The following is a 7,013-nucleotide window of genomic DNA, read 5'->3' on the forward strand; positions in this document are numbered from 1 at the left end:
GTATCACCCCGGCGTGCGGCAACCCCACGGATCTTCATGGTATCGTCTGTCAGCCGCCCGAAATAGCGGTTATAGGCACCGGTTCCGTCAGCCATCGGGAGGAACGCGATCCAGCGGTACGCCTCCGATTCGGTTGGAATACCGGTGGCTGCCTCAGTCTCCCGGACAAATCGTGGAATATCGCCGCCGGCAACCCAGAGCGAGTCGACGATCCCGTGGAGGACACGGCATCCGCACTCCTCGGCGCACTCTTTTGCTGCAATCAGGATCTCACGGGCATGCCGGGTGATCGCCTCGTGCACCGCAATACAACCGAACTTCGCGTTCCGGTAGCCCGTATAGCCAAAACTGGTGACCAGCATCCATTTCAGGAGGCTGTCCATACCCGCATACCGCTTATCCTCCTTCTTCATGGCTTTCGTCTTCAGCCTGAGCCCGACCACCGGCGCAAGCACTGATGCGAGAAACCCCGCCTCCCCACCCCCGCCAACCGTCTCGGGGGAGAGGTTCTTGCCGACGATGATCGAGGGGTACATCGAGGTAAAATCGACCTGCACGACATCATCATAGACCCCCGGATGCGGCTGGAAGATCATCCCGCCTTTATCAGCCTCACGGAGGCGGGCAATCGGTCGGCTCTCTTCAGGATCCCATTTCCGGAATGGCACCGCAATACCCCGCCTGATCGCCTCGTAGTTCTCGTATGCGGAGATGAGTGTGCCGGGGGTGAGCCGGGCGGTGAGGTTTGGGGCAAGCCCGGTCATCCGGGAGGCAAGCAGCACCCCGGCGATCCCGCTCTCCCGGTACGTGAAACTCCGGGACGAATCAATGAGGCACCGCCCTTCCGGGATGAGCGCCCCTTCCCGGTGAACCATCCGTCCGTAACTCTGGTATGACCGTGCCGAGAGGCGGCTGTATTTCCCTGTCCTGCTGAACGGGAGCAGTATCCCAGACTCTTCTGCGGAAGAGACGAGCACCGGCATCCAGTAGTCGGCATGGGGAAAGATGATCAGATCCGGGTTCCGATCGTCAATGGATGCCGCAAGCTCACCAAGCATCTCCGGAAGAGATCCGGTGATCGCCTTCCCATCCACAGAAATCCCGCTTAATCTCCGGCTCCGGTACGGGGGATCAGAAACCCTGATCTCCATCCCCGCAAGGCTCCGGTCAAACGAGGTGGCAAAACGGTCCTCTCCAGGAAATGCGCAGGCGGTAAGCCCTTTTTCGGCAAGGAAACGCTGTTCTGGCCGGATATCAAGGTTGTAGATCCTTGCGCTGTACCCGCTCTGCTCCTCGATCAGCCCGGCAACCTTCCGGGACGCAGCGATCGCATACCCGTCCTCTTCTGAGAAGATCGTCTGTACCCGGCATGGGACAAGACCAAACCGCTCATCCAGTCCATCCAGCAGATCCCGGTGGAGATGGGGATCGTCAAGGGTGAAGAGAAATGATGGAGTATAGGCAACCCGTTTCGACTCTCCGCCCCTTCCCCAGAAACGGATGCCTCCCCTCTCTGCCGAGGCATCAAGAATCCACATCGCACTCCTTCAACAGCTCGATAAAGACCGAGAAGATCGCCGCCTCAAGCGGATCATCGAATGCGTAGAACCCCTCACCCGTATGGGCACGGACCATTGCGGCGAGGCGGGCGGCATAGGGCTGTTCCTCCTTCTGCAGTGCCCGACCTGCCCGCTCCCACCGCCGGGCAATCTCGTTGACTCCCTGCCGGACACTTCCGATGCTCCTCCCCATCAGAATGCCCCCAGTGTCGCCTGACCGGCACGGCTCGCCCGGACACTCTGCTTCCGCACCGGTGCTGCTTCGGGTGCAAGTGTGATGATCCGGTCAGCATATGCAGCCATCTCGCCAAAGAACCGATCCGGGGCAGGTGTGTACAGGATCACAAGCGATCCCGTGGCAACCTCCGCGATCACCTTCCCGATTGCAGCAGCCATACCCCTTCCCCCGGATTCAAAGAGGGTTGGATCATGCTCGATGAAGACGATTGTATGGCCTGCCTCTCTGAGGATCGTAAGGAGCTGGTGAGCGGTGAATGCCCGCCTGACATCAAAGGTGGCGCTCCTGTCTCCGGCCCGTGTCAGCAGGCGGGAGCCATTGCCTGAGATATACAGGAACAGGTACCGCCTTAGTTCGGGATGCTCTGTAAAAAGCGTAAGAATCTCCTCTTCCGGGGCAACAATCGCTGCAAATGTTCCGGTTCCAAGGGTAATATATGGTGCAAGTCTGATCTCCATACCAACAGATCTGGATACCTGTGGTATTGAGTATCAGTGCACGGGGTGCGAAAGTGAAGGGGAATTATTTATCTCTTCCTCTCCAAGCTACCATGATAACGATGAATATTGCAATCTCACGACAGGATGGGGTGGTCGTCTTTGCACCGGATGGCAGGCTTGACGGACACGGCTCCGGGATCTTTGATGAGGCGATAAAGTCGGGATTTCATGACGACGACTTTGCAGCTGTTGTGGATCTGTCATCGGTTGAGTACCTCTCAAGTGCAGGCATCCGCACCCTTCTTGCCCTTGCAAAGGAGGTGAAACGGCGTGGAGGTATCATGGCACTTGCCGGGGTACAGGAGTATCCGATGAAAGTGCTGAAGATGGCGGGTTTTCACTCGGTCTTTCGAATCGTATCCACCGTTCCGGAGGGTCTTCTGGCATGCGGGAAAGACGGGATTGCCCTCTCCCTCATCGATGAACTTTCTGCCTCGTCTGAGAGTTACGGTACTGTCTCATACCAGGTAGAGCGTGCAGGAACCGGCACCGCCCGCCTGAAGGTGCGGGGGAGCTTATCCACCCTTCTCCATGCACGGATCACGGGGGATGATCTGGTGGAATCCACGTTTTCGTCGATCAGGTACTCAATCGGGCTTGGTGCGCTCAGCCCTGATGCAGAATCCGCACTCCCGCTCCTCGGGGAGATGATCACCCTCCATGGTGCGATGGTCTGGCTCCCGACCGATGGAAATGATACCCCGGATTTTCTCGCACCCGCAGGAGAGGATTTTGGGATACCTGTTTATACCGCCTTTAATATCACGCTGGAAGGGCCTTTCCACGAGTACATCTCCTTTGAATCCGAGGATCCGGATGGCATCTCCCTTGAAGATCTCTACCGGCAGCTCTTCTTGCGTGCCAAGGAGAAGCAGAAGGACTTCAGAGGCATCATCGCCCTTGCGATCGCCGGTGTCACTGCCGGGATGACAGGCTCAGGGCTTGCCCGCTCTCCCCTGAAAGAGTACTCCGGCGGACTCAAAGGAACGATCATGGATGAGGATGCCATTGAAGACTGGTGCTCGGTGAATCCTATCCCCCACCATACCGGCGATACTCTCGTCTCATTCGGGGTCGGGGTGGATGCAACCGCAGATCTCTCATCCTATGATCCGGTTGCCCTCCATTCCCTTGCCTACCTCCACCCGGCACACAAAGGCACCGCCGATCAAATGCTCCATAACCATGGCGTTATCTTCCGGGGGGTTCCATGGGATAAAAACGCACCTCTTGAGAAGATGATCCAGACCCTGCTCCAGGAAGCGGAGGTTGCGGATATGCGCCACCTCTTAAACAGCACCCGGTTCCGCCGTGGAAAGATCGGGGTGGCGTACATCAGCGAGGTCGCAGAAGAGTAACCAAGGTACAATCTACAAACACCGGATACGATCATGCCCATCTTCACCAGGATCTCAAAGAAGGCCGGGATGCCCCCCGGCTCACTCATTCATATCGGCGAAGAAACCGGTGATCCCATCACCATAACGGTAATGGATTACGATGCAGGAGGCAATGTCACCGAACTGTGTACCCGTGATCCCGCGATCATCAGCAGGTACCGGGACACCCCCTCGGTAACCTGGATCAATATCGATGGTATCTATGACACGAAGATCATCAGGATGATAGGCGAGATCTTCTCGATCCATCCGCTTACGCTTGAGGATCTGATGAACACCACCCAGCGGCCAAAGTACGAAGAGTACCCCGACTATCTCTTCCTGGTCCAGAGGATGCTCACACGATCAGATGGCGAGATCCGATCCGAACAGGTGAGCCTGATCATCACAAAAACCTGTGTCCTCTCATTCCAGGAGCGGGTCGGCGATGTCTTTGACCCCATCCGTCTCAGGATCAGAAACAAAGGGAAGATGATCAAATATGGGGCGGATTTCCTCTGCTACTCCCTCACTGATACGATCGTCGATGCATACTTTGAGGTCCTTGAATCATTTGGCGAAGATATCGAGGTGCTTGAAGATACCCTTATCCAGAACCCGGGTCCCGATACCGTCATCTCGATCCGCCGCCTCAAACGTGATCTGATCGCCCTTAGAAAAGCGGTCTGGCCACTCAGGGAAGCCCTCTCCTCCCTTGAGAGATCCGATACCCCGCTTATCTCGGATCAAACCGGGATCTACTTCCGCGATATCTATGATCACACGATCCAGGTGATCGATGCTGTTGAGACCCAGCGTGATCTCACCGGAGGCATGCTCGATCTCTACCTCTCCACCATCTCCTTCAAGATGAATGAAGTGATGAAGGTGCTCACCATCATCGCGACGATCTTCATCCCGCTCACCTTCATTGCAGGAATTTACGGGATGAACTTCGCATACATGCCTGAGCTTGACTGGGAGATCGGGTACCCGGCAACCCTTCTCCTGATGCTCTGTCTCTCTCTTCTGATGCTCGGCTACTTCAGGAAGAAACGCTGGATATAGGAGAGGAGATCTCTTCTCTTCCTCTTCTCAGGCCCTGCTTCCTCACGGAAGAACGCAGTTCCGGAAACCACCTTTGGATGGAAAACCGCCCGCCTCTTCCGTGGTGTTTGAAGCACGTCTTCAACCTCAGTGATAAGGGCGAGGAGATCGGGCCTGACGATCACCCCCCCGCCTGCTGCAAAGAGGGGGGAGAGAGCCTGTGGCGGAGGAGTAGGAGTGATAAAGAGGAACTGCACCCCGCGTCCTTTGGCGAGAGCAGAGAGGAGCCCTCTCTTCTTCTCCACCTCCCCGAAAAACGCAGATGCAGAAGGGTGGGAGATTGTTGCTTCAGCAAAGAATATCACCCCGAAATCATCTTCAAAGAGGAGATCGACTTCAGCAGCAATCGCACCATCTGCGCAGATCCGGAGTCCGCCGTCCCGTGAGTACCAGATCCCTTTTTTTGATCCGCCATATTCACCAACATCAGCTCCCCACGCAGCGATTCTTTCGATACACCGGCTTTTGTCTCCCGCTTTTCTGAGGAGTTCATAGGCTGCCGCCTCAAAGAACCTCCCCTGAGCCCGCCTGCGTGTTTCATGATCGGGTGAGAGCAGCGCTTCCCGTGTCGAAAGCAAAAGGTGCCGGAGTGCACGGAGCGCCTCTTCCCTGCCCATTTCCGTCTCTCTCAGCAGGCAGATGGCATCCATGGAAAAAAGAGTTCACCGGTGGGTGAAGTAGGCAGTGATCGAGTTCTTCTCCACAGAATCGATCCGGACAAAACCGACCCGCTCGAACTGGATGGTTCTGCCTGCAAAGTCTGCCGCCTCAGCCTCGGCATATCCTTCAAGAACTCCTTCCGGAGTGAGGATACGGCAGGGAACCGCCGCTTCCGGCGGGAGCCACTGGATGATCGGGGCTTTCGAAGCCCTCGCATCGGCAAGCGAATCTCCGGCATACTCAGCATTTTGATCGCCGGTGATCCTGATATTGAAGAGATCTTTTAACCTGATCATCCCGCCACCATCTTTTATCTCGGATGCAGGGATGAGCACCTCTCCCGTGAAGTGAAGCTTCCGCAATCCCCGTTCCTCATCACCCGGATAGCGGGGTGCCTCAGCAATCTGGTCCGGGGCTCCCTCCACCCGGAGAGATACCGGCTCAGGAACGAAGAAGTAGCGGTTCGATTCCTTATCGATGATGTCGCGGTTCTTTGCAAAGAGGTTATCCCATGAGAACGAGATATCGGTCTCTCCGATCCCGATCTCGGTGATCGCAGCACGCACCGCCTCAGGACGGATCCCGCGGCGTGCGAGAGCACGGAGCGTCCCAAGCCGGATATCATCCCAGCCCGAGTAGATTCCCTCACTGATTCCCTGATGCATCGATGAGGTCGAAAGGACAAGCCCTTCGATGGACATCCGCCCATAATGGAGATAGTGTGGCGGTTTCCACCCGAAGTAATCAAAGATATACCGTTGCCGCCGGGTATTGGCAATATGATCCTTTCCCCGGATCACATGAGTCATCCCGAGGAGATGGTCGTCAATTGCCACTGAGAAATTCATCAGGGGATAGACGGTTGCATCGACACGGGGATGGATGGTGCTGTTCACGATACGCATCGCTGAAAAATCCCGGATCGCCGGATCGGGGTGGTCGATCTCGGTCTTGATCCGGACTGTTGCCTGCCCCTCAACGAAGGTGCCATCGAACATCTGCCCGAAGCGGAGAAGATTCTCTTCTGGTGTCTTGATGCGGCATGGGCATGCTTTCTTTTCAATCTTCAGCTCGCGGAACCGCTCAGCCTCACAGGTGCAGACATAGGCCCCCCCAAGCTCGATCAGCTGCCGGGCATACTCATAGTAGATATCGAGCCGGTCGCTCTGGTATATGATATCCGATATCCCAATCCCAAGCCATTCAAGATCCTCTCTCACCATCTGGTAGGCATCGGGATCAACCCTCTTTGGATCGGTATCTTCTATCCGGTAGATATACTTCCCGCCATATCGGCGGATATAGGCATCATTTAAGATGGATGCACGGGCATGGCCGAGATGGAGCGGACCTGAAGGGTTTGGTGCAAACCGCATCACCACCCCGCCATCGGCATCAGGGAGCGGGGGGAGTTCGCAAGACCGCTCTTTCTTCTGGTGCATCGAGGCTATAAGATCGGGTGCAAGAGAGAGAAGCCTCGCCTCCCGCTCTTCGAGGGAGAGTGCTTCGACATCGGCAAGCACCGACTGGATCATTCCGTTCAGTTCCTGTGCCCTGCTCCTGAGTTCGG

At 56.4% G+C, this 7,013-nt stretch carries 7 protein-coding genes; 2 read left to right on the forward strand and 5 right to left on the reverse strand.

Annotation, left to right across the window (positions count from 1 at the left end):
• From QCH34_RS04175 to QCH34_RS04185, 3 genes are all read right to left on the reverse strand, one after another.
• Nucleotides 1-1,538: type B DNA-directed DNA polymerase (locus QCH34_RS04175; protein ID WP_300330569.1), on the reverse strand; the 1,538-nt coding region annotated here is incomplete at its 3' end.
• Nucleotides 1,525-1,752: a hypothetical protein gene (locus QCH34_RS04180; RefSeq protein ID WP_300330571.1), complete on the reverse strand. Its 228-nt coding sequence runs from the start codon at nt 1,750-1,752 to the stop codon at nt 1,525-1,527. The genes QCH34_RS04175 and QCH34_RS04180, both read right to left, overlap by 14 nt.
• Nucleotides 1,752-2,255: a hypothetical protein gene (locus tag QCH34_RS04185; protein WP_300330573.1), complete on the reverse strand. Its 504-nt coding sequence runs from the start codon at nt 2,253-2,255 to the stop codon at nt 1,752-1,754. Before QCH34_RS04185 ends, QCH34_RS04180 begins: the two co-directional genes overlap by 1 nt.
• A gap of 92 nt (nt 2,256-2,347) precedes the next feature.
• Between QCH34_RS04185 and QCH34_RS04190 the strand changes: the two genes are divergently transcribed.
• The gene (locus QCH34_RS04190; RefSeq protein ID WP_300330576.1) at nt 2,348-3,655 is read left to right on the forward strand and encodes an STAS domain-containing protein; all 1,308 of its coding nucleotides are present in this window, start codon (nt 2,348-2,350) and stop codon (nt 3,653-3,655) included.
• Nucleotides 3,656-3,688: 33 nt separating this feature from the next.
• A complete protein-coding gene (gene corA / locus QCH34_RS04195) occupies nt 3,689-4,744 on the forward strand; it encodes a magnesium/cobalt transporter CorA (protein WP_300330578.1) in 1,056 nt (351 codons plus the stop codon).
• Here the strand turns inward: corA and QCH34_RS04200 are convergent.
• The gene (locus QCH34_RS04200; protein ID WP_300330581.1) at nt 4,717-5,433 is read right to left on the reverse strand and encodes a hypothetical protein; all 717 of its coding nucleotides are present in this window, start codon (nt 5,431-5,433) and stop codon (nt 4,717-4,719) included. The two genes, corA and QCH34_RS04200, sit on opposite strands and share 28 nt — an antisense overlap.
• A gap of 12 nt (nt 5,434-5,445) precedes the next feature.
• Nucleotides 5,446-7,013 (reverse strand): glutamate--tRNA ligase (locus QCH34_RS04205; protein ID WP_300330583.1); only part of this gene is annotated, 1,568 nt, incomplete at its 5' end.

This window comes from Methanocalculus sp., assembly GCF_029762515.1.
In the GTDB taxonomy this organism is placed as follows: domain Archaea; phylum Halobacteriota; class Methanomicrobia; order Methanomicrobiales; family Methanocorpusculaceae; genus Methanocalculus.